The following is a 26,690-nucleotide window of genomic DNA, read 5'->3' on the forward strand; positions in this document are numbered from 1 at the left end:
CTTCGCCGCCCATAACAAGATGAAAGGTTCCCCATGGCTGCCATCTATTCCGACCTCGCCGGCAAGGTTGTGCTCATCACCGGAGGTGCAGCGGGAATTGGTGCTGCGATCGTGCGGCGCTTCGCGGAGCAGAAATCCAAGGTCGTGTTCTTCGACATCAAGGTCGACGAAGGCCAGCGCCTGGCGCGCGAGCTGTCGGATCAAGGGCTGGCCGCGCATTTCCAGCGCGTCGATCTGACCGACATCCCGGCCCTGCGCGCCGGCGTCGAAGAGGCCCGCAAGGCACACGGGCCGATCAACATCCTCATCAACAACGCCGCGCATGACGAGCGGCACAAGACCGAGGAGATGACGCCGGAATATTGGGATGACCGCATCGCGGTGAACCTGAAGCACCAGTTCTTTGCGTCACAGGCCGTGTTGCCGGACATGAAGGCGGCCAAGTCGGGCGCCATCATCAATTTCGGCTCGGTGTCGTGGATCGCCGGACAGGGCGGCATGGCCGCCTACACCGCCAGCAAATCAGGCGTGATCGGGCTCACGCGCTCGCTGGCGCGTGACTACGGTCCCTTCAACATCCGCGTCAACGCGATCGCACCGGGATGGATCATGACCGAGCGCCAGCTCGAGAAATGGATGACGCCCGCAGGCGAAGCCGAGCTGCAGCAGCGTCAGTGCCTGAAGCGCCGGCTCGTGCCTGATGAAGTCGCGAAATTCACCCTCTTCCTCGCCTCAGACGAAGCCTCTGCCTGCACCGCCCAGCACTACATCGTCGACGGCGGCTGGGTCTGAGGCGCTTCGCCCGGCTGGGCAGAACCACAATCAGGTAAGCCCAGCCGCCTTCAGGCTCTGCTTCAGATGGGCAACACCCTTCTTGGCATAGGTCAGCGGGTGTGCCTTCTGCGGGTCCTGCTCAGCCTCGACGACGATCCAGCCGGAATAGCCCGGCAGTTCGCGGAAGACGGCGGGGTAATCGACCATGCCGTCGCCGGGCACGGTGTAGACACCGAGCTCGCTGCCCTGCCCCAGCACCGCATCGAGGAAGCTCCAGTCCTCGCGGCGCGCCTGCTCCATCACCGCCCGGCGCACATCCTTGGCGTGGACGTGGCTGATGCGGGCGCGATATTTTCGCGCCAGCGCGGCCGGATCGGCACCGCCCCAGGTGGCGTGGCCGGTGTCGAGCAGGAGATGCGCAGCCTCGCCGGTCGCCGCCATGAAGGCGTCGATGTCATCAGCGCTTTCGACGATGGTGCCGATGTGATGATGGTAGACCAGCCTGACGCCTTCGGCGAGCGTGCGCTCGGCGACTTCAGTGATGCGGCGGCCGAACTGCGCCCAGTCGCCTGCCTTCATAACCGGCCGCTGCGACAGCGGCTTGCGGCGATCGCCGTGGATCGCATTCGAGGTCTCGGCGAAAACGAGGACTGATGATCCCATCGCCTTGAGGAGATCGAGATGCGGGCGCAGATGCTGCATCTCCGCGTCGGCATCGCGCTTCAGGAGCTCCGCCGAATACCAGCCGGAGATGCAGGCCATGCCGAAAGGCGCGAGCGCGGCCTTCAGGGCCTGCGGCTCGCGCGGAAATTTGTGGCCGAGCTCCATGCCCTCGAAGCCGGCTTCGCGCGCCTCGGCAAGGCAGGTCTCGAGCGGTGTGTCGCCGCCGATCTCCTGGAGATCGTCGTTCGACCAGCCGATGGGGTTGGCGCCGATACGGATAGGCATGTCGTCCTCACTCGATCAGATATTGCGACGCGCAAGCGCCTCGATATAGCCGCGCCTTGCGGCTTCGACCTCGGTGCGCTCGGAGACCGCCGGCACCGCCACCTCCCACCAATGGCCACCGGCGTCGGTCGAGCGCAGCGGATCGGTGTCGATCACGACGACACTGGTCCGGTCATGACCTCGCGCCTCCTCGAACGCCGCTTCCAGCTCAGCGATACCGGCGACCTTGCGCGCGGTCGCTCCCATCGAGGCGGCGTGGGCCGCGAAGTCGATCTCGGGCAGCGTCTCGTGACGGGCGTCGCGCAAGAGGTTGTTGAAAGGGGCGCCACCGGTCGCGTTCTGGAGCCGGTTGATGCAGCCGAAGCCTCTGTTATCGAGCACGACGATGATGAGTTTTGCCCCTAACATTACCGACGTGGCGATCTCGGAATTCATCATCAGATAGGAGCCGTCGCCGACCATCACGATGACTTCGCGCGAGGGATCGGCGAGCTTGACGCCGAGCCCGCCGGCGATTTCGTAGCCCATGCAGGAATAGCCGTATTCCATGTGGTAGCCGCCGGGCGCGCCCGGCTGCCACAGCTTGTGCAGCTCGCCGGGCAAGCCGCCGGCCGCGCACAGCACGACATCGCTTGGCCGGCTGCGGCGCTGGACGGCGCCGATGACCTGGGCATCGCTCGGCAAGGTTTCGTTGCCTGACGCGGTGTAGCGCGCGGCCGTTTCCAGCCAGGCCGTGCGGCCACTCCTGGCCTGCCCGGTCCAGACGGCAGGTGCCGTCCAGCCCTGAAGGGCGGTGCCGAGCTCGGCCAGGCCGACCTTGGCATCGGCCACGAGCGGCTGCGCGCGATGCTTGCCGGCATCGAAGCTTTGCGTATTGAGGCCGATGATCCGGCAGGCGGGATCGGCGAACAGCGAGCGCGAGCCGGTGGTGAAATCCTGCAAGCGGGTGCCGATCGCCAGCACGAGATCGGCCTGCCGCGCCGCATCATTGGCGGCGCCGGTGCCGGTGACGCCGATCGCGCCGAGATTAAGAGGATGGTCGTGCGGCAGCGCGCTCTTGCCGGCCTGCGTTTCTGCCGCCGGAATGCCGTGCGCGGTGCAGAAGGCCGCAAGCTCGGCTTCCGCCTCGCTGTAGAGAACGCCGCCGCCAGCGACGACGAGCGGGCGCTTGGCGGCCTTGAGCAGCGCTGCGGCCTGCGCCATCTGCGTCGCGTCGGCGCGCGGACGGCGCGGCTGCCAGACGCGCTCGGCGAAGAACCAGTCGGGATAGTCGAAGGCTTCCGTTTGCACGTCCTGGCAGAGCGCAAGCGTCACGGGTCCACATTCGGCCGCGTCGGTCAGAACCTGCATCGCCCGCTCGAAAGCGGGCATGATCTGCTCGGGCCTGGTGATGCGATCGAAATAGCGCGAGACGGGCCTGAAGCAATCATTGGCGGAGACAGTGCCGTCGCCGAAATCCTCGATCTGCTGCAGCACGGGATCGGGACGGCGTCCGGCGAAGACATCGCCCGGCAGCAGCAACACCGGCAGGCGATTGACGTGAGCGACGGCTGCCGCCGTCACCATATTGGTCGCGCCGGGGCCGATCGAGCTCGTCACCGCCATCGTGCGCCGGCGGCGCGAGGTTTTCGCGAAGGCAATCGCGGCATGCGCCATCGCCTGCTCATTATGCGCGCGCAATGTCGGCAGGCGGTCGCGCGCGGCATAAAGCGCCTCGCCGAGGCCTGCGACATTGCCATGCCCGAAGATCGCCCAGACGCCGGCGAACAGCGGCTGATCCTTCCCGTCGATGACAGTCCGTTGCGCGGCCATCGCGGCGACAAGCGCCTGGGCCATCGTGAGCCTGATCGTCGCCATCACTCGCTCCCACTCAACCCCGTCGCGCGGACCGGCCCGTCAAGAAATTCCGCCATCGCGCCGACCGAGCGCTTGTGCTCGCACAACTGTGTCGCGAATGTGTCGTCGCTCGATCCGATACGATGTTGCGTGGCGGTTGATGACATCGAGAAGTGCAAGCTCCGACCTTGACTGGGCGGCGCAGAGAATGGAATGCTTATTCGAATAGTCAAGCAGTGATGATGGCAATGCGGTTTGGACTTCTCGGCGCCGGCAGGATCGGGCGCATTCACGGTCTCAATGTAGCGGCGCGCAGCGATGCACGGCTCGTCGCGGTGGCCGACGCCTCGAACGAGGCTGCGTCCTCGCTGGCTCAGGCGACGGGCGCGAAAGTGGCCGATGCGGATGCGATCATCGGCGATTCAGCCATCGACGCCATCCTGATCTGCACGCCGACCGACACGCATGCCGACCTGATCGAAGCCGCCGTTTCGGCCGGCAAGGCGGTGTTCTGCGAGAAGCCGGTCGATCTCGATTCGGACCGCATTCGCCGCTGCCTCGCCACGGTGGAAAAATCCGGCAAGCCTCTCATGATCGGCTTCAACCGCCGCTTCGATCCGAACTTTGCGGCGCTGGAGAAGCGGCTGCGCAGCGGCGAGGCCGGCGAGATCGAGATCGTCAGCGTGATCTCGCGCGATCCCGGACCGCCGCCGGTCGACTATGTGAAACGCTCGGGCGGCCTGTTCCGCGACATGATGATCCACGATTTCGACATGGCGCGCTTCCTGCTGGCCGAGGAGCCGGTCGTCATCTTCGCAGTCGGATCGGCGCTGGTGGACAAGGCGATCGGCGAAGCCGGCGACGTCGACACCGCCGCTGTGGTCATGAAGACGGCGAGCGGGCGCATCGCGCAGATCTCGAATTCGCGCCGTGCCACTTACGGCTACGACCAGCGCGTCGAAGTGCATGGCGCGAAGGGCATGCTGCGGGCCGGCAACGTCCACGAGACGACTCTGGAGATCGCGACCCGCCAGGGCTTCCGTGCCGATCCGGTGCAGAACTTCTTTCTCGAACGCTATGCCGCCGCCTATCGCGCCGAGCTTGCGGCCTTCATCGATGCCTGCAGCGGCAAGGCTGCGCCCTCTCCCACCGGTCTCGACGGGCTGCGCGCGCAGGTGCTCGCCGACGCGGCGACCGAGTCGGCCCGCACCGGCCGCCCTGTCGCGATCAAGGCTGCCTGAGCATGACGCCGGCCGACCTCATGCTGCGCCGTTACGCGGCCCAGGGCCTCGCCACTGAAGCGGGGCGCATCGCGCTCGGCTATTTCGGCCGGCAGGAAAGCCTCGGCGTCACGATGAAAGGCGCGCAGGATTGGCTCACCGTCGCCGACGGTGCCGTCGAAGACTTTTTGCGCGCACGGCTGACGGAGCTCTTCCCCGGCGACACTGTCATCGGCGAGGAAGGCGGCGGCGAGGCCAGCGATGCGGTCTGGATCCTCGATCCGATCGACGGCACTGCGAACTTCGCCCATAGCGATCGCAACTGGTGCATCTCCATCGGCTTTTTGTTCAACCGCGAGCCGACGATCGGTATCGTCGCCGCGCCCGCACTGGACGAGCTCTATGTCGGCCAGCGTGGCCAGGGCGCGACCCTGAATGGGCGGAAGATTGCCGTCTCAGGTATCGATGACCTCAGGCAGGCCTCCATCGAACTGGGCTGGTCGTCCCGTATTCCGCCGCAGCGCTATGTCGACATGATCGGCCGCGGTTATGATGCCGGCTGCTCGGTCAGGCGCGTGGGCTCGGGCACTTTGGGCCTCTGCAATGTCGCAACCGGGCGCACCGAGGGCTACGCCGAGCTGCACATCAACGCCTGGGACGTTGCCGCAGGCATCGTGATCGTCGGCGAGGCCGGCGGCTGGGTCAGCGACTTCTTCGCCGGTGACGGCATCAGCAAGGGCAACCCGATCCTGTGCTGCACGCCGGCGCTGGCATCGCAGCTCAGCGAAATCACCGGGATTTCCTAGTCGACTTAATAGTTATTGCTTTGGACCTGAAGAGACGCCACCGTCCCAGCCAATGACAGAGAATATCAAGTTCTCGTTCTGGGGAGGTGGACCATGGTTTGGAAATCCCTGATTGCCAGGGCGCTGTTCAGCGCCGGTATCCTGGTCGCGGGCGCAGCCTCGGCGTCGGCCGAGGGGTCGCTCGTCATGTATTGCGGCGTGCAGGAGGAATGGTGCCGCGCGATGTCCACCACCTTCGAGAAGGAGACCGGCATCAAGGTTTCGATGACGCGGAAATCCGCCGGCGAAACCTATGCGCAGCTCAGGGCCGAGGCCTCGAACCCCCGCGCCGACATCTGGTGGGGCGGCACCGGCGACCCGCATCTTCAGGCCGCCGATGAGGGACTGACGCTCGAATACGAATCCCCCGCCAACCGGGATCTGCACGACTGGGCGCTGAACCAGTGGAAAGCGGCGAAGCAGCGCGCGATCGGCATCTACGCCGGCGCGCTCGGCTTCGGCTACAACACCGAGCAGATCAAGGCCAAGGGCATCCCGGAGCCGAAATGCTGGGCCGACCTGCTCAACCCCAAGCTCAGGGATGACGTGCAGGTCGCCGACCCGAACTCGTCCGGCACCGCCTATACCCTGCTTGCCACGGTCGTGCAGCTGATGGGCGAGGACAAGGGCTTCGATTATCTCAAGGCCCTGCACAAGAATGTCAGCCAGTACACCAAATCAGGCGCCGCGCCGGCCAAGGCTGCGAGCCTCGGCGAGACCGCCGTCGGCATCGTCTTCATCCATGATGCCCTCACCTATGCGGTCCAGGGCGACCCGATCAAGGCGGTCGCCCCGTGCGAAGGCACCGGCTACGAGATCGGCTCGATGTCGATCGTCAAGGGCGCACGCAATCTGGAGAACGCCAAGAAGTTCTACGATTGGGCGCTAAGCCCCGCCGCACAGGCCCTCGCGGCCCCCGCGAAGTCGTATCAGGTGCCGTCCAACAAGAACGCTCCGGTGCCGCCGCAGGCGCCGAAGATGAGCGAGATGAAGCTGATCAACTACGACTTCGTCAAATACGGCTCGTCCGCGGAGCGCTCGCGGCTGCTGACGAAGTGGGACAAGGAGGTCAAGGCGCTGCCGAAATAGCCGTCGGCTGCGGAGATCTCGGATGCGCCCTTCGACACGGCTTGCTCTTCTGCTCGGCTGGTTGGGCTATATGCTCGTGCCATGGTACCTGCCGGAAGGTTGGGACCTTGCAGGCTATCCGTTCGGGCGGGCCGGCACCGCGCTGGTGCTTGCGACATCAGGCGCAGCCCCATGGCTGTGGCCGATCGGCATCGCGCTGCTTGCGGCGACGCTCCTCGCCGTCCGTGCCGAGACCACCCTTAGTGGGCCCGCGTTGATCGTCGCCGGGCTGCTCGGCCTGGTAGCGTTCTTCGCACAAGGCTTTGCGGTGACGCTGCCCGGGCAAGGCATTCCCTGGCTCGCCGCGCTGCTGGGCGGCGCAGGCGCCGCGCAGCCGGGCATGGGTTTCGGCGCGCTGCTGACGCTGTTCTCGCTCCTCTTGCTGCTCTGCCACGGCCTCGCCTATCGCGGGTTCTGTCGGGGCGATCTCTTCACCACGTCCTCCATCGGTGTCGTGGTGCTGCTGATCGGCCTCTTCATCTTCCTGCCGGTGGCGACGATCCTGCGCAGTGCGCTGGTCGACGCCAACGGCAGCTGGGCGCTGGGCGAATTCGCAGGCCGCCTCTTCTCCTCGACGATCTGGGGCCTCGGCTGCGTCGGCGGCGGCATCGCCTGCGGCGTCGCCTGGAACACATTGATCCTCGGCGTGCTGACCGGCCTCATCACCACGCTGCTGGGCCTCGCCTGCGCGCTGCTGGTGTTACGCACGGCGATGCCCGGCAAGCGGCTGATGCGCGCGATGACGGTGCTGCCGATCATCACGCCGCCCTTCGTCATCGGTCTGGCGCTCATCCTGTTGTTCGGCCGTTCCGGCGTCGTCACCGGCCTGATGTCCGAATGGTTCGGCATCCCGCGCTCGCGCTGGATCTACGGCCTGCCGGGCGTGCTGCTGGCGCAGGTGCTGGCCTTCGCGCCGATCGCCTTTCTCGTGCTGATGGGCGTGGTTCAGGGCATCGCTCCCAGCCTCGAAGAGGCGTCCCAGACGCTGGGCGCCAGGCATTGGCAGACGTTCCGCTCCGTGACCTGGCCGCTGCTGCGACCGGGGCTCGCCAACGCCTTTCTGCTCGGCTTCGTCGAGAGCCTGGCCGATTTCGGCAACCCGCTCGTGCTCGGCGGCAATTTCGAGGTGCTTTCGACCAAGATCTTCTTTGCCGTGGTCGGCGCCGCACACAACCAGGGTCTGGCGGCCGTGCTCGCGATCGTGCTGCTCGTCTTCACGCTCGGTGCATTCTGGCTGCAGCAGAGCTGGCTCGGCGGCAAGAGCTACACCACCGTCTCCGGCAAAGGCGATGCCGGCATTCCGGCGAAGCTTCCGACCTCCGTCACCGTGCTCTCCGCCGCGGTGATCGTACCCTGGGTCGTGCTGACAGCGGTGATCTACGCGGTCATCCTGATCGGCGGCTTCGTCAAGACGATGGGCCGAGATCATACGCCGACGCTGGAGCATTACCGCACCGGCTTCGCCGTCGATTTCAGCCACGGCCTGTTCTTCGAGGGCGCAGCCTGGCCCTCTTTGTTCACGACGTTGAAAGTGGCTGCGATCTCGGCACCACTGACGGCGCTGATCGGCCTGCTCACCGCCTATCTGCTCACGCGGCAACGCTTCGTCGGCCGGCAGCTGCTCGAATTCACGACCATGCTGAGCTTCGCCATTCCCGGCACCGTGCTCGGGGTCGCCTATATCCTCGCCTTCAACGTGCCGCCGATCGAGATCACCGGGACCGGCCTCATTCTCGTGCTCGCCTTCGTGTTCCGCAACATGCCCGTCGGCATACGCTCGGGCATTGCGGGACTGGCCCAGATCGACAAGAGCCTCGACGAGGCCTCGACCACCTTGCGGGCGCGCAGCTTCACGACATTGCGCCGTGTGGTGCTGCCGTTGCTCAAGCCCGCGCTCGTCGCGGCGCTGATCTACAGCTTCGTGCGCAGCATCACCTCGGTCAGCGCCGTGATCTTTCTGGTGTCGGCCGAATACAATCTCGCCACAGCCTACATTGTCGGGCGAGTCGAGGCCGGCGAGTTCGGCCTCGCCATCGCCTACTCCTCGGTGCTGATCGTCGTCATGGCGGCGGGCATCGCGCTCATCCAGTTCGGCGTCGGCGAGCGCAAGCTTGGCCGCAGGCCCGTTGCGCTCGCGACCTCGGCCGCCGAGCCGGCCAGATAGGACTTGCAGATAGGACTTGCCATGCCCAAATCAGGCCCCGCCTCCGTCGAGTTCAGACATGTCAGCATGCGCTACGGCAATGTGACGGCCGTGGACGATGTCAGCTTCAGGATCCACGCGGGCGAGCTCGTGACGCTGCTCGGCCCCTCCGGCTGCGGCAAGACCACGACCTTGCGCATGATCGCCGGCCTCGAGATCGCGAGCGACGGGCAGATCCTGATTGGCGGCAAGGATGTGACACGGCTCTCGGCCGCGGACCGCGACGTCAGCATGGTGTTCCAGTCCTACGCGCTGTTTCCGCATATGAACGTGCTGGAGAACGCGGCGTATGGACCGACGGTGAAGGGGCTGGGAAAGGCGCGGGCCGAGGCGATGGCGCTGGAGAAGCTCGCTTTGGTCGGGCTCAAGGGCTTCGAGAAGCGCTATCCGGCCGAGCTGTCCGGCGGTCAGCAGCAGCGCGTCGCCGTGGCGCGCGCCCTCGTGCTGGAGCCGCAGGTGCTGCTGTTCGACGAGCCGCTCTCCAACCTCGATGCCAAGCTCAGGCGCCGGGTGCGGCAGGAGATCCGCGAGCTCCAGCAGTCGCTCAAGCTCACCGTCGCCTATGTCACGCATGACCAGGAGGAGGCGCTCGCCGTCTCCGACCGCATCATCGTGATGTCGAATGCGAAGATCGCGCAGCAGGGCTCGCCGCGCGAGCTTTATGAAGCCCCGGCGAACAGCTTCGTCGCCGATTTCATCGGCGATGCCAATCTCGTGGAGGTGTCGATCGAAGCCGTGCATGACGGGCAAGCGCAGGTCATGCTGGGACCTCTCCGCCTGACGCTTGCCGCGCGCGGCCTCACGCCCGGGCCGGCCAAAGCGGCCATCCGGCCCCACGGCATCATGCTCGGCGATGGCCTTGCAGGAACCGTCAGGAAATCCTCTTACCTCGGCGATCACGTCGAGATGATCGTCTCGACGCCGATCGGCGAGCTTTTCGTCGTGAGCCGCCAAACCGATGAGATCCCGGCTGAAGGCGCGGCGATCAAGCTGTCATTCGTCCAGCAAAATATCGCTCTCGTGCGGTGACGGGCTCGAATCCGCATACTCGCTCGCGATTCCCGCGGCCCGATTGTATCATCCCGGCATGAGCTATTCCGACGCCGCGGACGACGACCCGACACGCGTTCGCAAGATCATCCATATCGACATGGATGCCTTCTACGCATCCGTGGAACAGCGCGACAATCCCGAGCTGCGCGGCAAGCCCGTCGCGGTCGGTGGTTCGGCCGAGCGCGGCGTGGTCGCTGCCGCGAGCTATGAAGCGCGCAAATTCGGCGTTCGTTCCGCGATGCCGTCGGTCACCGCGAAGCGGCAATGTCCCGACCTGATTTTCGTAAAGCCCCGCTTTGAGGTCTACAAGGCGATCAGCCGGCAGATCCGCGAGATCTTTGCCGAGCACACCGACATCATCGAGCCGCTGTCGCTCGACGAGGCCTATCTCGACGTGACGGAAAACCTGCAAGGCATCCCGCTTGCCCGTGACGTGGCGCTGCGGATCCGCGAGAGGATCAAGGCCGAGACCGGCCTCAACGCCTCGGCGGGCATCTCCTACAACAAGTTCCTGGCAAAGCTCGCCTCCGACCATCGCAAGCCCAATGGGCAGTTCGTGATCTCGCCCGAAATGGGGCCCGCTTTCGTGGAGACGCTGCCGGTCGGCAAGTTCCACGGGATCGGACCGGCAACGAGCGCAAAGATGAACGCGCTCGGCCTGTTCACCGGCCTCGACATCCGCAACCAGACGCTTGAATTCATGAATGCGAATTTCGGCAAGTCAGGCGCCTATTATTACTGGATCTCGCGCGGCGTCGACGAACGGCCGGTGCGGGCCAACCGGATCCGCAAGTCGATCGGCGCGGAGACCACGTTCTCGACCGACCTCGCCGAATTCGACGCACTCGTCGTCGAGCTGCGCCCGCTCGTCGACAAGGTCTGGCGCCATTGCGAGGCATCAGGCAGCCGGGGCCGGACCGTGACCTTGAAGATCAAGTTCGCCGACTTCGAGATCATCACGCGCAGCAGGTCCGTGGCTGCGCCGATCGCAGGCCGGGACGAGCTGGAGCGCCTCGCCTGCGGCCTGCTCGAGGCGGAGATGCCCCTGCCCAAGCGCGTCAGGCTCCTGGGAATCTCGCTGTCATCGCTCCAGGTCGGCGACGATGCGGCCCCGCAACTGACGTTCGAAATTTGATCCGGACGCCGGGGATTCGAATGCTCAGGCCGCGATCTCTTCTGCCCTGCTCCCGACCTCGTCGCGCTTCGCATTGATCAAATTGAGCAGATGCGCGGCCGCGCGGGCATCGCACAGCGCGCGGTGGTGGTCCTTCAGCTCGATATTGTAGGCCCTTGTGAGCTTGCCGAGCCCGTAGGATTTGTGGCCTGGGTAGTGCCGGCGCATGCTCGCGCAGGTGCAGAGCTTTGGAAAGCGGAAACGGCGTTCGAGGCGCTCGTATTCCGCGGCGATGAAGCCGTAGTCGAAATTGACATTGTGAGCGACGAAGACGCCGTCACGCATGAACTGCATGAAGCTATCGGCGACTTCCGCGAACAATGGCGCACCCCGCACCATCTCATTGCTGATGCCGGTCAACGCGACGATCTTGGCCGGGATCGACCGCTGCGGGTTGATCAGCGAATGCCACTCCGCCACGACCTCGTGATTGCGGATCTTGACGGCGCCGATTTCAGTGATGCGATCCCCGCCGGTCCAGCCGCCGGTGGTCTCGATGTCCACGACGACATAGTCCTGGCCCGGATCGAAACGGAAATCGGCGCGGCCGATCTCCGAAGGGATTCCAGCGTTGCCGAGCTGGCGAAGCCGCGTCAGCTGGTTGCGCCTGATGACGTCGCCCTCGGCCTTCACTTCCATGAACGAGACGGCGCCATCAGCCACAAGCATGAGATCGGGGAAGCCATCGCGCATCGCGCGATAGTCCTCGCACATCAGGCGAAGGATCGCGGCGAGGCCGTCAGCACTGGCCCCCGCAAGCAACGCGCGGAGCGCGTCCATATCGACATGGTCCCAGGCGAACACGCCGTTCGGCTTGCCCCATTTCGCAGCAACGATCCGCAGGATCTGGGGCAGCGCGGAGCTCGCGGCCACGGCCGCCAGCTTCGCCTCGATCTGAGACGCGAACATCCGGGCAAAGGTTCTGTCCTTCAGGCAGTGCGGCATCCAATCGAAGCCGCTGTGCAGCTGTCCGGATTCGAACAGCTCATCCCAGAACAGCAAGCCGAACAGGCAGTGCCAGAGTGTGTTTTCGGCGTGGAAGACCTCAAGGCCCTGCCGGCGCAGAACGCCTGCGATCCCGGCCTCCGGGCTGCCGCGCCAGGTGTCGTCGACCCGGAGCGTTCGTCCTGCCCGCAACAGCTCGGTGCAGAGTCCCGTCCGGCGCCCATCGAACTTCCGGGCATAGAAGTCGCTCGCAAAGACGCATTCGTCATCGCTGGCGGGATCATCGATCATGCGACGTAGCAGGTCCTCCGCGGCGTCCTTGTCGCCCTCCGCATAAAGCAGCCGGGCGAGGCGCTCATTGCATTCGGCCGAAGCGCCGGCACGATAGAGCTGCACCGCGAGCGCGGCCTCACCCTTCTTCTCGAAGTGCAGACCCGCTTTGTGGGCCGCGCGGCTGCGCAGATCGAGGGCGTAATCCGTCGGGCAGGCAGGACCACCGAGAATGTCGGCAACGGACCTGCGATACACCTGCTCGGATTTGGCCTCGAGCTGGCGCAGCAGGCGCGCATAGTGGAAGCAGGCCCTCGCCTCGTCCGCATCGGCAAACCGCGCGCTGAAATCCGCCTGGCCGTTGGTGCGCAGGATGCCGAGATCGCGCAGCGCGAAATTCTTCAGGTTGTTCTCTGTCTTGCCGAAATAGAGATAGAGCAGGAACTCGAGCGGTTCGGTGTCAGCGAGCGCGATGAAGGCCTCTCCACCGCAGTGCCGGAATGCCGTGCCGAACGACAGATTGGCGAGGCAATACTCCGACAGCTTGGCCTTGGGCCACGAGGCCCTGACGTCGTTCATGCCGGCCGCCTTTGCCCCGTCGAACAGATCAGGCTTTGCAAGGCACGCCAGGAACGCAGCGTAGTCCTGTTCGGTCAGGCCTCGAACATAACCGGCAACGCCAAGCTCCCCCAGCGCACCGACGGGGTCGGCGATCTCGGCGTATTTGAAGGTGGAGGGATTGAAGACCGTGCCGTTGCGGTTGACCATCCGGATGAACAGGCACTGGGCGTCCTTCGACAGCTGTGAGAAGCGGGCGACAAAGGCGTGATGCCTCTCGGCCAGCACCGGACCGTAGGTCTCGCAAACGAAGCTCAGCATCTCGGTGAAGTGGTCGTGATAGTAGTAGACCGGCAGGACAGGCAGCGTCATCCGCGCGCAGCCCTCGGCGCAGCGCAGCGCGATCCCGCTCCGGTCGAAGTTCCCCGTGATTCCTTCGCGTTCATGTTCGACTTCTGTTCTTTTCGCCGGGCACTGTCAAGCTCGGAACTTCGCGACCCCGCGCCGTCCCGACGCCGGGTTTCGGCGACAACCACGGCGCGTGGACGCGCCTATTGCACCGCGGAACGATTTGCGACGCACCATTCAAAATGAGACTGCCCGTTAAGCCGCGCGTGGCGCCGACCGGTGCGCCGTATCCGAGTTCGGTTAGCCTTCATCCCAAGAAATCGTCGAAGACCCGATGGCCTTGCAAGAACGTCGCACCGCGCGGCGGAAGCGTGAGGTGCGGTGAAAAACAGCGACAAGAACGACCAGGGAGGAGAGCAATGTTGAAAGGCAGTCTAGGACTGATTGCGTTGAGCGGCCTGCTGATGTCGGGCACCGCCTTCGCGCAGGAGAAGATCAAGGTCGGCGTCACCGCGACCCTCGAAGGCACCTACACCGTGCTCGGCGAGGACGGCATCCGCGGCTTCCAGACAGCACTGAACGTGCTCGGCAAGAAGGTCGGCGACAAGGAACTCGAATTCGTCATCGCTTCGACGGACGCGACACCGGACTCGGCTGTGCGCGCCGTGCGCAAGCTGATCGAGCAGGACAAGGTGCAGATCCTGCTGTCGCCGCTCTCCGGCGACGAGGGCATCGCGGTCAAGAACTTCGCGAAGACCCATCCGGAGCTGACCTTCATCAACGCAGCCTCCGGCGCGCAGGAAACGACCTATGTCGATCCGGCCCCGAATTTCTTCCGCTACAACATGGACGGCGCGCAATGGCAGGTCGGCCTCGGCAAATACGCCTATGACACCAAGGGTTATCGCAAGATCGCAACGGTCGGCGAGGACTACTCCTTCATCTACACCCAGGTGTTCGGCCTCGTGCTCGAATTCTGCGGCGCGGGCGGACAGGTCACCAACCGGCAATGGGTGCCGCTCGGCACCAAGGATTTTGCGTCGGTCATCGCGGCGCTGCCTGACGACGTCGACGCCATCTATCTCGGCCTCGGCGGCGGCGACGCCGTCAACTTCCTCAACCAGTACCAGCAGGCCGGCGGCAAGGCGCATCTGATGGGCGGCTCGATCATGATCGACCAGACCATCCTGTCGTCCAAGGGCAATGCCAAGAACGCGCTGATCGGCACGCTGGCCGCCAGCGGCCAGGCCGACACGTGGGAGGATCCGGGTTGGCAGAAGTTCGTGAAGGACTATCAGGACGCCTTCCCGCCGAACAAGCGCTTCCCGAGCCCGTCGCTGCTCGCCACCAACTATTACGGCTCGACCATGGCGCTGATCCTGGCATTGCGTCAGGTCAATGGCGATCTCAGCGACAACCAGTCGAAGTACAAGGCTGCGCTCGCCAAGATCGAGCTTGATGCGCCCAACGGCAAGATCAAGCTCGACTCCAACCGCCAGGCGATCGGCACCAACTTCGTCACCGAAGTGGTCGATGACGGCAAGGGTGCGCTGTTCTCGAAGGTCGTGAAGGTGATCCCGAACGTAAACCAGACGCTGGGCTATGACCCTGCCGTGTTCGCCAAGATCGGTTTGCCCAGTCGTACAGTACCGGAATGTAAGAAGTACTGACGTAGTCGCATCAGCGACGTGATGACTGACCGGGGAGAGATTTGCAGAGGCGCGACACGCGCTCTTGCATTCTCTCCCCGGTTGTTGAACCCTACAAAAAAAGACAAAAGCTTTTGGGAGGGAAGGCATGAGCCGGGCGCTCGCCGTCTTCCACGGCCGTTTTGGTCGGGCGACGGTCTATCAGTTGAACCGCCCCTTCAATATCCACGCGCATCGCGAAGGTCATTTGATCTTCCATGTGGGCGGGCGTTCTGCATGCATCGATGTCAACGACGGACGCTACGACCTCACCGAAGGCTCAGTCGTCGCGGTCAATCCATGGGAACCGCATAATTTTCTTCCCACCGACCTCGACGGCGGCGCCGTCTTCTTCGTGCTCTATGTCAATCCGGAATGGTTCGCGCCGGATGCGCCCGGCGCCGACCGCCTGCGCTTCGGCCGCACCCAGTTCGCGCGATCGCCTGCGCTGGACAAGCAGATCAGGCACGCCGCAGCCCTTGTGTGCGGCGCCCCCTCGCTGAACAGCCTCGATGGCGAGCTGCGACGGCTGATCGATATCTGCTACGACGAAAGCTGGCACCAGGCCGAGACCGCGCCCGATCTGCGCGCGAACGGATCCATCACCGATTTTCGCGTTCGCAAGTGCATCAAGATGATGTCGGAGAGCCCCGGCGCGGAGATCGAGCTCGACACCATCGCACGCGAATCCGGCCTGTCGCGGCCGCATTTCTACCGGCTGTTCCGCACCCAGACCGGCGTCACGCCGCACCTTTATCTCAACACGCTGATGATGGAGCAGGCGCTGGAGGCGCTGGTGGAAAGCGAGGTCCCGATCGCCGATATCGGCTTCGATCTCGGCTTCTCCTCGCAGAGCGGCTTCACCCGCTTCTTCGCCGCCAATGTCGGGATGGCACCGACCGATTATCGCCGCGCGGCCAAGGTTTTGCGCGGCTGACGAACGCGCGAAAAGATACTCACGATCAAATGCCTCTCTCTCCGCCCCACTAGGATGGACGGAACGCGATCCCGGCAAGAGGATCGCATGTCCCGGGAGGACGCAAATCCATGGCGCGGTACGCAGCCTGCACAGGGCTGTCCGACCTGCATCCGAAGTGGTGTGGCGCCCGTCGCAAGCGGAGCGAGGTGACGCCATGACCCGCTTTGTCGAGCGTCATCCGGCCTGGGCGCTGATCGTCATCGTCGCGGTCGCAGTCGTGCTGTGGCTGATCTTTGCGGTATGGCCCCCGGGGCTTGAAGATGCGATCGGCCGCAAGCGCGTGTTCCTCAACGCGGTCTTCAACGGCATTACGCTCGGCGGTCTCTATTTCCTTGTCGCCAGCGGCTTCACGCTGATCTTCGGCCTGATGCGCAACGTCAACCTTGCGCACGGCTCGCTCTATCTGTTCGGCGGCTATGTCGGCTACGCCATCAGCGCCTCGACCGGGTCGTGGATCCTCGCCTTCATCGTCGCCTTCATCCTGACGGCGCTGGTTGGCATCCTGCTCCAGGTGCTCGTGTTCCGCCGCATGGAGGGCCAGGATCTGCGCCAGACCATGGTGACGATCGGCCTCTCGATCGTGTTCGCCGACCTGATGCTGTGGGCCTGCGGCGGCGACTTCTACCAGATCCAGACCCCGAACTGGCTGATCGGTCCGGTCGAGCTGCCGCTGATCACCGCACTGAAATCCTCCGGCGAGCCGGTTTACTTGCGCTATCCGCTGGTGCGGCTCGTGATCTTCCTGGCCTCCGTCATCATCGGCATCGCGATGTGGCTCGCGCTCAACCGCACCCGGATCGGCATGATCATCCGCGCCGGCGTCGACGATCGCGACATCCTTGCAGCGACCGGCGTGCGCATCCAGATCGTCTTCGTGCTGGTGTTCGCGCTCGGCGCGGGGCTTGCCGGAATCGCGGGCGTCGTCGGCGGCACCTTCCAATCGCTCTCGCCCGGCGAGGACATCCGCTTCCTGCTCGCTTCCCTCGTCGTTGTGATCGTCGGCGGGATGGGCTCGATCCCCGGCGCCGCGCTCGGCGCGCTGATCATCGGCCTCGCCGAGCAGCTCGGCTCGGTCTACATCCCGACCTACGCCATCGTCGTGACCTTCCTGATCATGGTGCTGGTGCTGGCGCTTCGGCCGCAGGGCCTGCTGGCGAGGCGCTGACATGTCCGTCACCCACGATACGCGCATCCAGATCCGCAGCCCCGTCTCATCAGCGCAGCGGCAGGCCGCACGCGGCTGGCCCGATCTCAACAATCCCGCAGCCTGGATCGTCGCGGTGATCCTGCTGATCATGCCGCTGATCGCCAACGGCTTCTTCCTGATCGAGATCTTTGCGACCACGCTGATGCTCGGCACCATCGCGCTCAGCCTGATGTTCCTCGCCGGCTATGGCGGCATGGTCAGCCTGATGCAGCTCACCATCGCGGGCTTTGCCGCCTACATGGTCGCGGTGTTCGGCACCAGCGACAACGCCAATATCAGCCTGGGCTGGCCGTGGTGGCTGGCGGTGCCGATGGCGCTGACGCTCGCGACCATCTTCGGCACGCTCGGCGGTGCGCTCGCGGTGCGGACCGAGGGCATCTATACCATCATGATCACGCTGGCGATCGGCGCGGCGTTCTACTACTTCACCAACCAGAACTGGGCGATCTTCAACGGTCATACCGGCATCAACAACGTCGCGACGCCGCATTTCTGGGGCGTCAACTGGCGGTCGGACATTCCGTTCTACTATGTCGTGCTCGCGATCGCCGCGCTCTGCTATTTCGCGGTCGACTACATCTCCCGCGCGCCGTTCGGCCTGGCGCTCCAGGGCGTGCGCGACAATCCGCGCCGCATGGCCGCGCTCGGCTTCAACGTCAATGCGCACCGCGTCGCCGCCTATGCGGTCGCTTCGTTCATTGCGGGCCTCGCCGGCGTGCTCCAGGTCTGGAACTATCGCCAGATCTCGCCGGGCTCGGTCAGCGTCGGCGCCTGCATCGATATCCTGATCATCGCCATTGTCGGCGGCATCACCCGCCCGATCGGTCCTTATATCGGCGCCCTGGTGTTCGTGCTGCTACGCACCTTTGCGCTCGACTTCTTGGTCAAGATCGGGCTCGACGGCAACCGCTTCCGGCTGCTGATCGGGCTCGGCTTCCTTGCCATCGTGTTCTGGTCGTCGGATGGCGTGATCGGCCTGTGGCAGCGCTGGCGGAGGAGCCAGCGTCCGCAGTCGGATCGCCCGAACGGAGGGCGCGACCATGGATAGCGTCGCCCGGCGCCTCTCCGCGGTCGGAGCCGGTGCAGCGCTGGAGCTGCGCGGCGTGACGCGACTGTTCGGCGCACTGGCGGCGCTGACCGACGTCACCATCACCGTGCGCCCCGGCGAGCGGCGCGCCGTGCTCGGCTCCAACGGCGCCGGCAAGACCACGCTGTTCAACTGCATCACCGGCGACTTCCCGCCGACCTCAGGCACGATCCGCTTCTTCGGCGAGGACGTCACGCACTTCCCGCCCTATGAGCGCATCCGCCGTGGGCTCAGGCGCACCTACCAGATCTCCGCGCTATTCCCCGGCCTCACCGTGCAGGACAATGTCTACCTCGCCTGTCGCGGCGTCTCGCGCGGACGCTTCTCGTTCCTGCGGCCCGCCCAGAACGATGCGCTGATGCATGCGGCCGACAATCTGGTGCAGGCGGTGCATTTGAGCGCGGTCAAGGATCAGCGCGTCGTCGAGCTCGCGCACGGCCAGCAGCGCCAGCTCGAGATCGCGCTGGCGCTCGCAGGCGCCCCCCGCTTCGTGCTGTTCGACGAGCCCGCCGCCGGCCTGTCGCCGACCGAGCGGGCCGAGCTGGTGGAGATCCTGACCTCGCTGCCCGCGCATATCGGCTACATCATCATCGAGCACGACATGGACGTTGCGCTGCGCGTCGTCGAGAGCGTGACGATGATGCACAATGGCCGCATCTTCAAGGAAGGCGTGCCGGAGGAGATCCAGTCCGATCCCGAAGTGCAGGAGCTTTATCTCGGAGGCGGCCATGAGTGAGGCCCGCCGCAGTGCCGCCGCTCTCGAGGTCCGTGGCCTCGATGTCTATTACGGTCATTCGCACGCGCTGCAGGGTGTCGACCTCACGCTCGACGCCGGCGTGTTCTCCGTGGTCGGCCGCAACGGCATGGGCAAGACCACGCTGTGCAAGGCGATCATGGGGCTTGTGCCGGTCAGCGGCGGCTCGATCCGGGTTCGCGGCGAGGATATCACGCGGCGGCCGCCGGCGAATATCGCGCGCCTCGGCGTCGGCTACGTGCCGCAGGGCCGCCGGCTGTGGCGCTCGCTCAGCGTCGACGAGCATCTGCGGCTCGCTGGCGGCATCCGCTCCGGCGCCTGGACGGTCGAGCGCATCTACGACACCTTTCCGCGGCTTGCCGAACGCCGGGATCACGGCGGCGGCCAGCTCTCGGGCGGCGAGCAGCAGATGCTGGCGATCTCGCGCGCGCTGCTGACCAATCCGCAATTGCTGATCATGGACGAGCCGACCGAAGGGCTTGCGCCCGTCATCGTCGCCCAGGTCGAGGAGATGCTGCTGCAGCTCGGCGAGGACGGCGACATGTCCGTGCTCGTGATCGAGCAGAACATCGGCGTCGCCACCGCGATCTCGCGCAACGTCGCGATCATGGTCAACGGCCGCATCAACCGCATCATCGACTCGGCGCGGCTGTCCGCCGACCGCGCGTTGCAGCAGCGCCTGCTCGGTGTCGGACTGCATGCCGAGCTGGAGCCCGACATCGACGTGCCTTCTGCGGGCGACGAAGCAAAGCCGGTCGCTCAGCCCGCACGCACCAGCAGCCCGATCCGCATCTACATTTCCAATCCGACGCCGCCGACGCGCTGGTCACAGCCGGTCCCGATCGCTCGCATCGAAGCCGCCGCGCGCACGCTGTCGACGCAAGTCGCGCGTCTTGATGAGACCGCGAGGCGCAAGCGTGAGCCGATAACGGCGCAGACCTCCGGTCCGCCGGTCGTTCTGGTCGTCGGCACGCTCGACACCAAGGGCACCGAGCTACGCTTCATCCGCGACGTCATCGGCGAGAGCGGGCTGCGCACGCGGCTCGTCGACGTCTCCACCACCGGCAAGCACGCGACCTGCGACGTCTCCGCGCAGGAGATCGCGCTGAACCATGGCCGCGGCGGCTCGGCGGTGTTCGGCCCGGACCGCGGCGCTGCTGTCACCGCGATGGCGGACGCGTTCGCCAAGTGGATCAAGCGCCAGGGCAATATCGCCGGCGTGATCTCGGCCGGCGGTTCGGGCGCCGCATCGCTGGTCGCCCCCGCCATGCGTACCCTCCCCGTCGGCGTGCCGAAGCTGATCATCTCCTCGGTCGCTTCGGGCGATGTCGCGCCTTACGTGGGTCCCGCCGACATCACCATGATGTATTCGGTCACCGACGTGCAGGGACTCAATTCGATCTCGCGCGCGGTGCTTTCGAACGGCGCCAATGCCATCGTCGGCATGGTCAAGGCCCGCCTCGACCAGCGCGAAGCCAAGGAGCGCGCCGCGAGTGCCGGCTTGCCGTCGATCGGCATCACCATGTTCGGCGTCACGACACCAGCGGTGCAGAAGATCGCGGCCGATCTCGCTGGCGATTTCGAATGCCTCGTCTTCCACGCCACCGGCGTCGGCGGTCGCTCGATGGAGAAGCTGGTCGATTCCGGCCAGCTCGCCGGCGTGATCGATCTCACCACCACCGAGATCTGCGACCTCTTGATGGGCGGCGTGTTTCCGGCGACGGAAGATCGTTTCGGCGCCATCATCCGCACCCGCCTGCCCTATGTCGGCTCAGTCGGCGCGCTCGACATGGTCAATTTCGGCGCACCCGACACCATCCCCGAGCGCTATCGCGGCCGCAAATTCCACGTCCACAATCCACAGGTGACGTTGATGCGCACGACAGCGGACGAGAACGAGCGCATGGGCCGCTGGATCGGCGAACGGCTGAACCAGATGGACGGTCCGGTGCGCTTCTTCCTGCCCGAGGGTGGCGTCTCCGCGCTGGATGCGCGTGGCCAGCCGTTCTGGGACCCCGAGGCCGATGCTGCCTTGTTCCGCGCGCTGGAACGCACGGTGCGTGCGACCGGCAACCGGCAACTCATCCGCGTCAAGCAGAACATCAACGATCCCGAGTTCGCCTCGACCATCGTGAGCGCATTCCGAACCCTGTTCGGACGCGCCGGGGCGCGCCGGAGAGCAGCGAGGTGACCGATGGCCCGGTTTGAACGCGCAGCACTCCTGAAGCGGTTTCGCGACATGGCGAAGCGCGGCGAGCCGATCGTCGGCGGCGGCGCCGGCACCGGCCTGTCGGCCAAATGCGAGGAAGCCGGCGGCGTCGATCTCATCGTGATCTACAATTCCGGCCGCTATCGCATGGCCGGCCGCGGCTCGCTTGCCGGGCTGATGCCCTATGGCGATGCCAACGCGATCGTGGTCGAAATGGCCGGCGAAGTGTTGCCGGTCGTCAGCAAGACGCCGGTGCTCGCGGGCGTGAACGGCACCGATCCATTCCGCGACATGGATGTGTTCCTCGACCAGCTCAAGGCACTCGGCTTTGCCGGCGTGCAGAACTTTCCAACCGTCGGCCTGATCGACGGCATCTTCCGCGCCAACCTCGAAGAGACCGGCATGTCCTACGCGCTGGAGATCGACATGATTGCGAAGGCGCGCGAGAAGGATTTGCTGACGACGCCCTACGTCTTCAGCGAGAAGGAAGCCGCCGCGATGGCGATCGCCGGCGCCGATATCATCGTCTGCCACATGGGCCTCACGACCGGCGGCACGATCGGCGCGCAGACCGCGCCCAAGCTGAACGACTGCCCGGCACGCATCGACACCTGGGCATCGGCGGCGCTCAGCGTCAACCCGGACATTCTGGTGCTCGCCCATGGCGGCCCGATCGCGGATCCCGCGGATGCCGATTTCATCATGAAGAACACCCGCTACTGCCACGGCTTCTACGGCGCCTCCTCGATGGAGCGGCTGCCGGTGGAGCGGGCATTGACGGAACAGGTCCGCAAATTCAAGGCGATCGGCGCGCCGTAACGCCTTACAAGATCGAGGGAGGGAAACATGTCAGGGATCCTGGTCGGCGAGCTCATCCTCTGGCTGATCGTCGCGATCATCGTGATCGTGGTCGGCGTCTACATCGTCAACTGGCTCTACCACCGCTCTTCCAAGGAGGTGTCGTTCGTCCGCACCGGTTTCCTCGGCGAGCGCGTGGTGATCAACGGCGGTGCCTTCGTGCTGCCGTTCATTCACGACTACACACCCGTCAACATGAACGTGCTGCCGATGGGCATCGTGCGCTCGCGCCAGGACGCCGTGATCACCCGTGATCGCATGCGCGTCGACATCGAGGCAGATTTCTATGTGCGGGTGCAGCCGACCCGCGAGGCCGTCTCGATTGCGGCCGCCACGCTCGGCCGCCGCACCATGGAGCCGGGGCAGCTCCATACATTGCTGGCCGGCAAGTTCATCTCGGCCATCCGCTCGGTTGCCTCGGAAATGACCATGGAGGAGATGCACGAGCGCCGCGGCGACTATGTCGCGCGGGTCAAGACCAACGCGGCCGAGGCCCTGGCCCTCAACGGCCTCGAGATCGAGTCCGTCGCCATCACCGATCTCGACCAGACCGACCTCGAATTCTTCAACCCGTCGAACCGCTTCGACGCCGAAGGTCTGACCCGCCTGATGGAGGACATCGAGGCCAGGCGCAAGCTGCGCAACGACATCGAGCAGGACTCGATGATCAAGATCCGCGCCCGCAATCTGGAGGCCGAGCGGCAGGCGCTGGAAATCGAACGCGAGAGCGAGACCGCGCGGCTCGAGCAGGAGCGCGACATCGAGATGCGCCGGGCGCTCCAGCGCACCGAAGTCGCCCGCGAACGCGCACTGCGCGAGACCGAGGCCGAGCAGGCCCAGATCTCGGCGCGCGAAGCCATCGAGCGCTCGCGCATTGCCAACGAGCAGGCGATTGCGGAGGCCCGCATCGCCTCCGAGCGCGAGACTCGGCAGAAGGAGATCGAGCGCACCCGCACCATCGAGGAGAAGGAGCTACTGGCGCGCGAGGAGATCGAGAAGACCCGCATCGCCAACCAGCGCTCGATCGACACGACGCGGATTGCCAGCGAACGCGAGGTCCGCCAGCGCGAGATCGAGCGGATGCGCACGGTCGAGGAGGCCGAGATCGCGGCCCGCGAGGCGATCGAAAAGGCACGGATCCAGCAGGACCGCGTCGTCACCGACGCCCGCATCGCCAATGAGGAGGAGACAAGGCGCCGCGAGATCGAGCGCACCCGCGTCGTCGACGAGGCCGAGATTGCCGCCCGCGAGGCCACTGAGAAGGCGCGCATCGCGCAGACGCTGATCGTCAATGTCGAACGCATCTCCTCCGACGAACGCACCCGCGCGCTGGAGATCCAGCAGGTCCGCACCATCCAGGAGGCCGAGATCGAGGCGCAGCGTGCGGTGGAAGCCGCCCGCATCGCCCGCGAACGGACGCTCGCCGCGGAACGGATCGCCGCCGAGCAGACCACGCGACAGCTCGAAATCGAGCGCAACCAGACCCTCGAAGTCGCCGGCATCGCGGCACGCGAGGCCACCGAGGCCTCGCGGATCGCCCAGGAAGAGCGCGTCCGCTCGCTGGAAATCGCGCGCAACCGCGCCGTCGAGGAAGCCGATATCGCCTCCCGCGAGGCGATCGAGGCGGCGCGCATCGCCCAGGAGAAGGCGGTGGCGGCCGAACGCATCCAGGCCGAGCGCGACACGCGCTCGCTCGAGATCGAGCGGACCGGAATCCTGGAGGCCGCCGAGCTGAAGCGGCGCGATGCCGTCGAGCGGCAGCGCATCTCGGTCGACCTCGCACTGGAAGCCGAGCGGATCAACTCGTCCAAGAAGCGCGAGGTGCTCAATATCGAGCAGAAGAAGGCGATCGAGATTGCCGACGAGGACCGCGTCATCGCCCTCTCCGCCAAGAAGTCGGAACGGATCGATGCCGATCGCCAGGTCCGCCAGGCCGAGATCGTCGCCCGCAGGGAGGTCGAGACAACAGACGTCTCGCGCGAGCAGGCGTTGGAAGCCGCCCGCCTCGAGCGCCGCCGCGCCATCGAGCAGCTCGAGGTCGCCCGTGTCCAGTCGCTGCAGGAGGCCGAGATCTCATCCCGCGAGGAAGTAGAGCGCGCCCGCATCGCCTCTGATCGCGGCCTCGACGAGGCCCGCATCGGCCGCGAGCGCGAGCTGCGCAAGCTTGAGGTCAACCGCGAGAAGGAGGTCGAGACCGTCTTGATGGAAAAGGCGATCGCCATTCATCAGAAATCGCTCGAAGAATCCGCCGCCCGCGCCGCGGCCGAAGAGGCCCGCATGCGGGCTACCGAAGCCGCCGAGCGCGTGGTCACGGCCCGCGAGAGCGAAATTGCAAAACGCCGCAAGACGGTCGAGGTGCTGCTCGCCGAGAAGCAGGCCGAGGAAACCCGCATTGCCGCGGATGCCGAACGTGTCCGCGCCGCCGTAGAGGCTGAGGCCCAGCGGATGCTCAACGAAGCCGAGAACGTGCTGACGGACCAGGCGCGCTACTCGCTGTTCCGCCGCAAGCTGCTCGACAAGATCGAGGGCATCGTGCGCGAGAGCGTCAAGCCGATGGAGAAGATCGAGGGCATCCGCATCCTCCAGGTCGACGGCCTCAACGGCAACGGCCACGGCGGCAATGGCGGCCGCAGCGCCACCGACGAGGTGATCGACTCGGCACTGCGCTACCGCGTGCAGGCGCCGCTGATCGACTCCATCCTGTCCGACATCGGCGTCGAGGGCGGCAGCCTCGCCAAGATGCCGGGCCTGATCCGCGAGGCCCGCGACATGCAGGGCATCAAGGATTCCGCGCGCAAGGGCGGTGGCGACAAGCAGGCCAGCCCCACGCCCGCGGCCGAGGGCGGTGGCGAGCCGCCCGCCGAGCGCGGTCCGCGGAAGAAGAGCTGAGGTCTGACCCATGCCCCGCGTCTACGTCTCCACCGTCGTCAATGCGCGCAACGACCGCGTCTGGGCGCGCGTGCGCGATTTCAACGGACTGCCGAACTGGCATCCCGCGATCGCCGAAAGCCGTATCGAGGGCGGCGAGCCCGCCGACAAGATCGGCTGTGTGCGCGACTTTCGCCTGCGCAACGGCGACCGCATCCGCGAGAAGCTGCTCGGCCTCTCCGACTACGACATGTTCTGCACCTATTCGATCCTGGAATCCCCGATGGGCGTCGAGAACTATGTCGCGACGTTGCGGCTGACGCCCGTCACCGACGGCGACCAGACGTTTGTGGAATGGACCGCCGAGTTCGACTGCGCCCCGGAGCGCGAGACCGAACTCGTCGGCAATATCGGCGGCGGCGTGTTCCAGGGCGGGTTCGATGCCCTCAAGCGCGTGTTCGGAGGCTGAAGCCGGTGCCGCATATCGTCAAAAGCACCATCCTGGACGCGCCCACCGATGCAGCGTGGGCACTGCTGCGCGATTTCAACGGGCACGATCGCTGGCATCCGGCGGTCGCGACGTCTTCGATCGAACGCGCGCATTCGTCCGACAAGATCGGCTGCATCAGACGGTTCAAGCTGAAGGACGGCGCCGAGCTGCGCGAGCAATTGCTGGCGCTGTCCGACCTCGAACAAAGCTTCAGCTACTGCCTGCTCGATACCCCGATCCCGATGTTCAACTACGTCGCCCATGTCCGCCTGCTGCCTGTCACTGACGGCGACCGCACCTTCTGGCACTGGGAGTCGCGCTTCACGACCAGGCCGGAAGACCGCGACCGCATCACCCACATGGTCGCCGAAGACATTTACCAGGCCGGGTTCGATGCAATCCGCCGGCACCTGAAGGAGGCCGCCTAGATGGCCGTGACAGTGAAGACTTTTGCAAGCGCCAGCGAGGCGGCCGGGGCGCTGTCGTCGGACCGCAGCGCCCGCTATCTCGGCGGCGGCACGCTGGTGATGCGGGCGCTGAACGAGGGCGACGTCTCGATCTCGACGGTGGTCCGCGCCCAGGATCAGGCACTGACCCGGATCGACGCGTCCGGCCCGCGCATCACGCTAGGTGCCGGCGTCACCTTCACGCGCGTCCTCGCCGAGCGCGACCTCGGCTTCCTGCACGCCCCGGCCCGCTCGATCGGCGGCCCAGCGGTGCGCAACATGGGAACGGTCGGCGGCAATCTTTTTGCGCCGAACCCCTATGGCGATTTCGCCGTCGCGCTGCTGGCGCTCGATGCGACCGTGGCCGTCGCGGGCGGCTTTGGCTCGCGCGACATTCCGATCGAGGAATTTTTGCAGGCACGCGACCGACAGGCGGGGGCATTGGTCCTCTCGATCTCCTGCACCCGGCCAGCAAGCACCGAGGCGTTCCGCTATCGCAAGATTGCGCGCATCAAGCCGAAGGGTGGCTCGGTCATCACGCTGGCCGCGCATCTGCCGATCTCGGGCGGCCGTATCGCAGGCGCCCGGATCGCACTCGGCTCGATGGCGCCGACGCAGATCCGCGCCCGCGCCGCCGAGCGTGCGCTGGAGGGACGTTCGCTGGATGCAGCGACCATCGCCGCTGCCGCATCGGCCGTCACCGAGGGAACATCACCATCCGACAATGCGCTCGGCAGCGCCTGGTATCGCCGCGAGATCGTCGGCGTCCATCTGCGCCGCCTGCTGTCGGGACAGGAATAGA

The 26,690-nt window shown here is 65.8% G+C and carries 21 protein-coding genes; 18 read left to right on the plus strand and 3 right to left on the minus strand.

Features of this window, described 5'->3' with window-relative positions; all coding sequences use genetic code 11:
* The first annotated feature begins 33 nt into the window (after positions 1–33).
* A complete protein-coding gene (locus XH80_RS32125; RefSeq protein ID WP_271602069.1) occupies positions 34–792 on the plus strand; it encodes an SDR family NAD(P)-dependent oxidoreductase in 759 nt (252 codons plus the stop codon).
* 30 nt (positions 793–822) lie between these two features.
* Here the strand turns inward: XH80_RS32125 and iolE are convergent, their stop codons facing one another.
* Together iolE and iolD are read right to left on the minus strand one after the other, a co-directional pair.
* Positions 823–1,722 carry a myo-inosose-2 dehydratase gene (gene iolE / locus XH80_RS32130; protein ID WP_271602070.1) on the minus strand — a complete coding sequence of 300 codons (900 nt, stop codon included), beginning with the start codon at positions 1,720–1,722 and terminating at the stop codon, positions 823–825.
* Between the two features lie 15 nt (positions 1,723–1,737).
* Positions 1,738–3,579: a 3D-(3,5/4)-trihydroxycyclohexane-1,2-dione acylhydrolase (decyclizing) gene (gene iolD, locus XH80_RS32135; RefSeq protein WP_271602071.1), complete on the minus strand. Its 1,842-nt coding sequence runs from the start codon at positions 3,577–3,579 to the stop codon at positions 1,738–1,740.
* A gap of 227 nt (positions 3,580–3,806) precedes the next feature.
* Between iolD and iolG the strand changes: the two genes are divergently transcribed.
* From iolG to dinB, 6 genes are all read left to right on the plus strand, one after another.
* Entirely contained in the window at positions 3,807–4,799 is a 993-nt protein-coding gene (gene iolG / locus XH80_RS32140; RefSeq protein ID WP_271602072.1) for an inositol 2-dehydrogenase, read from the plus strand.
* A 2-nt stretch (positions 4,800–4,801) separates the two neighbouring features.
* Positions 4,802–5,584, plus strand: coding sequence for an inositol monophosphatase family protein (locus XH80_RS32145; protein WP_271602073.1), 783 nt, complete (start codon positions 4,802–4,804; stop codon positions 5,582–5,584).
* Between the two features lie 93 nt (positions 5,585–5,677).
* A complete protein-coding gene (locus tag XH80_RS32150; protein ID WP_271602074.1) occupies positions 5,678–6,712 on the plus strand; it encodes an ABC transporter substrate-binding protein in 1,035 nt (344 codons plus the stop codon).
* 22 nt (positions 6,713–6,734) lie between these two features.
* Positions 6,735–8,915: an ABC transporter permease gene (locus XH80_RS32155; protein ID WP_271602075.1), complete on the plus strand. Its 2,181-nt coding sequence runs from the start codon at positions 6,735–6,737 to the stop codon at positions 8,913–8,915.
* Between the two features lie 21 nt (positions 8,916–8,936).
* Positions 8,937–9,983 carry an ABC transporter ATP-binding protein gene (locus XH80_RS32160; protein WP_271602076.1) on the plus strand — a complete coding sequence of 349 codons (1,047 nt, stop codon included), beginning with the start codon at positions 8,937–8,939 and terminating at the stop codon, positions 9,981–9,983.
* A gap of 58 nt (positions 9,984–10,041) precedes the next feature.
* Positions 10,042–11,142 carry a DNA polymerase IV gene (gene dinB, locus XH80_RS32165; RefSeq protein WP_271602077.1) on the plus strand — a complete coding sequence of 367 codons (1,101 nt, stop codon included), beginning with the start codon at positions 10,042–10,044 and terminating at the stop codon, positions 11,140–11,142.
* 24 nt (positions 11,143–11,166) lie between these two features.
* Here dinB and XH80_RS32170 read toward each other — a convergent pair whose 3' ends face one another.
* Positions 11,167–13,326, minus strand: a complete 2,160-nt coding sequence (locus tag XH80_RS32170; RefSeq protein WP_271602078.1) for an exonuclease domain-containing protein — start codon at positions 13,324–13,326, stop codon at positions 11,167–11,169.
* A gap of 395 nt (positions 13,327–13,721) precedes the next feature.
* On the opposite strand from XH80_RS32170, the gene XH80_RS32175 reads away from it, so the two are divergent.
* From XH80_RS32175 to XH80_RS32225, 11 genes are all read left to right on the plus strand, one after another.
* Positions 13,722–14,972, plus strand: coding sequence for an ABC transporter substrate-binding protein (locus tag XH80_RS32175; RefSeq protein WP_057758758.1), 1,251 nt, complete (start codon positions 13,722–13,724; stop codon positions 14,970–14,972).
* A gap of 127 nt (positions 14,973–15,099) precedes the next feature.
* Complete coding sequence (locus tag XH80_RS32180; protein ID WP_271602079.1) at positions 15,100–15,927, plus strand: helix-turn-helix domain-containing protein; 828 nt, start codon at positions 15,100–15,102, stop codon at positions 15,925–15,927.
* Between the two features lie 196 nt (positions 15,928–16,123).
* Entirely contained in the window at positions 16,124–17,134 is a 1,011-nt protein-coding gene (locus tag XH80_RS32185) for a branched-chain amino acid ABC transporter permease (protein WP_271602080.1), read from the plus strand.
* Position 17,135: 1 nt separating this feature from the next.
* Positions 17,136–18,224: a branched-chain amino acid ABC transporter permease gene (locus tag XH80_RS32190; RefSeq protein WP_271602081.1), complete on the plus strand. Its 1,089-nt coding sequence runs from the start codon at positions 17,136–17,138 to the stop codon at positions 18,222–18,224.
* Positions 18,217–18,999, plus strand: coding sequence for an ABC transporter ATP-binding protein (locus XH80_RS32195; protein ID WP_271602082.1), 783 nt, complete (start codon positions 18,217–18,219; stop codon positions 18,997–18,999). The genes XH80_RS32190 and XH80_RS32195 overlap by 8 nt, the downstream gene beginning before the upstream one ends.
* Positions 18,992–21,208, plus strand: coding sequence for an ABC transporter permease (locus tag XH80_RS32200; protein WP_271602083.1), 2,217 nt, complete (start codon positions 18,992–18,994; stop codon positions 21,206–21,208). The genes XH80_RS32195 and XH80_RS32200 overlap by 8 nt, the downstream gene beginning before the upstream one ends.
* 3 nt (positions 21,209–21,211) lie before the next feature.
* On the plus strand, positions 21,212–22,045 hold the full coding sequence (locus tag XH80_RS32205; protein WP_271602084.1) for a phosphoenolpyruvate hydrolase family protein: 834 nt from the start codon (positions 21,212–21,214) through the stop codon (positions 22,043–22,045).
* Between the two features lie 27 nt (positions 22,046–22,072).
* Positions 22,073–24,973 carry a flotillin family protein gene (locus XH80_RS32210; RefSeq protein ID WP_271602085.1) on the plus strand — a complete coding sequence of 967 codons (2,901 nt, stop codon included), beginning with the start codon at positions 22,073–22,075 and terminating at the stop codon, positions 24,971–24,973.
* Between the two features lie 10 nt (positions 24,974–24,983).
* A complete protein-coding gene (locus XH80_RS32215; protein ID WP_200468663.1) occupies positions 24,984–25,421 on the plus strand; it encodes an SRPBCC family protein in 438 nt (145 codons plus the stop codon).
* Positions 25,422–25,426: 5 nt separating this feature from the next.
* A complete protein-coding gene (locus tag XH80_RS32220; RefSeq protein ID WP_220002812.1) occupies positions 25,427–25,870 on the plus strand; it encodes an SRPBCC family protein in 444 nt (147 codons plus the stop codon).
* A complete protein-coding gene (locus tag XH80_RS32225; RefSeq protein WP_271602086.1) occupies positions 25,871–26,689 on the plus strand; it encodes an FAD binding domain-containing protein in 819 nt (272 codons plus the stop codon). It abuts the gene before it with no gap.
* Position 26,690: the final 1 nt, after the last annotated feature.

Source organism: Bradyrhizobium sp. CCBAU 45384 (genome assembly GCF_028128665.1).
GTDB classification, from domain to species: domain Bacteria; phylum Pseudomonadota; class Alphaproteobacteria; order Rhizobiales; family Xanthobacteraceae; genus Bradyrhizobium; species Bradyrhizobium manausense.